The organism is Vibrio sp. 1069 (assembly GCF_033340555.1).
Genome location: NZ_JAWOWP010000057.1, coordinates 1 through 1,572, shown reverse-complemented (window position 1 = coordinate 1,572; position 1,572 = coordinate 1). Strand labels below are relative to the sequence as shown.

General features: G+C 47.1%; 2 protein-coding genes. Both read right to left on the bottom strand.

The annotated features are described in order from the left end of the window. A partial coding sequence (locus R7040_RS24375) for a cache domain-containing protein (RefSeq protein ID WP_318097245.1) occupies positions 1-841 on the bottom strand: 841 nt, incomplete at its 3' end. 266 nt (positions 842-1,107) lie between these two features. Beyond that, positions 1,108-1,572, bottom strand: a 465-nt coding sequence (locus R7040_RS24370) for an SLC13 family permease (RefSeq protein ID WP_318097244.1), incomplete at its 5' end; no start/stop codon positions are given.

Below are 1,572 nucleotides of genomic sequence, written 5' to 3'. Positions count from 1 at the left end.
CGATTGAAGCAATGGCAGTAAAGGTCACTTGCTCCGAAACGGAGGCAAAAGCCATTTGTTTGTCTTGCACAACGCCCAGAGACCAATCGGTGTTAGGGACTTGAGCAACATAAATCAGTTGGTCGCCTTGTTTTGGCCACGTGATTGTTTCTAGCTTCGCGTGTTGTGCCAAGTTGGCCATTTTATCGCGCGTCAGTTCTGGATTTAACGTGGTGAGCGGTTTCTGGCTGAGCTTTTCATCTTTATAAGCGACGAGGTTATTGTTGCCATCCACCAAGAACGCGAAGCCGTTGTTATCCAATTGGATATTCAACACTTCGTTGATGATGTCTGTGACGGCCAAGTCAGCGGCCAATACGCCTTGTTTGTTTTGGTTAAACGCTTTGGCAAAGCTGACCACAATACTGCCATCAAAGTCTTGGTATGGCTCGGTAATGATCAGCCCAGATTGTGCCATCGCGTCTTGATACCAAGGGCGAGTTCGAGGGTCGTAATCGGATGGCCATGATTCGCTTTTATCGCCGTAGGCAATCGCGCCGTCAGAGAACCCTGCGTAAACAGAGAGAAATTTCCCCGCGCGTTTGGTCAGCAATAACTCGCGATCTGCATCATCAGAACCGGCGATGATTTGTTCATTAGCCAACATCATATCGCTACGAATTGAGAGCCAATCGCTGATATAACGGTTAGTCGACTCAGAAATATTCTGTATTTCTCGGTTGAGTGTGGATGTGGTTTCTTCGTGAAGTTGATTAACGGAAACCCAAGCTTGAACGCCACTTACGATGGCGATAATGACTGCGATAGCAATCTGGATTTTTAACTTAATGGTATTTCTCATTGTCTAACCTTTATAAACAGACAAAAAGATCAGTGTCACAACGTGTGACTCCAGAGGGTTTAGACGATTCAAGCACAGAGCGTTACATGAAAGGCTTTAGTGAATTTATCGACAGTTAGTGATGAAACTTGAGGCACATGGTGTGATTTTTATTCAGCAATGCAATGTTAAATCCCCATTCATCATGGTGTGCAAAGGGGAACGAAGTCGAGGTAATGGGAATGAAGGGGCTCTGTGAAGGCGTAACCCCTCACAGAGCCAGAACGTTAGAAGAGAATCAACACAGCGCCGTAAACTATAAACAGACCAATTAAGCCAATGATGAGTCCGACTTTCGCCATGTCTTTGCTTTCTATCAAGCCCGTTGAATACGCTAATGAGTTTGGTGGGGTGGAGACAGGTAAAATCATGCCAAGTGAAGCCGAGAATGCGACCACAACCAGTAAGCCTTGTAAGCCACCGACAGCGGCCAAACTCGGCATGGAAACCCCGATAGCTGCGGCAATTGGCATCAACAAGTTCGCGGTCGCGGTGTTCGACATAAAATTGGCCATCAACCAACACACGATGGAGAGTGCAACCACCACCGCAAATGGAGACAGTGCCTCATAATCAATTGCGTGGGCCAGCGCTTCTGCCAAGCCCGTTTTATCGAGTGCAATACCAATCGCAATACCACCGGCAACCAACCACAATACGTCCCAGTTGATCAGTTTGAGCTCTTCTTTGCC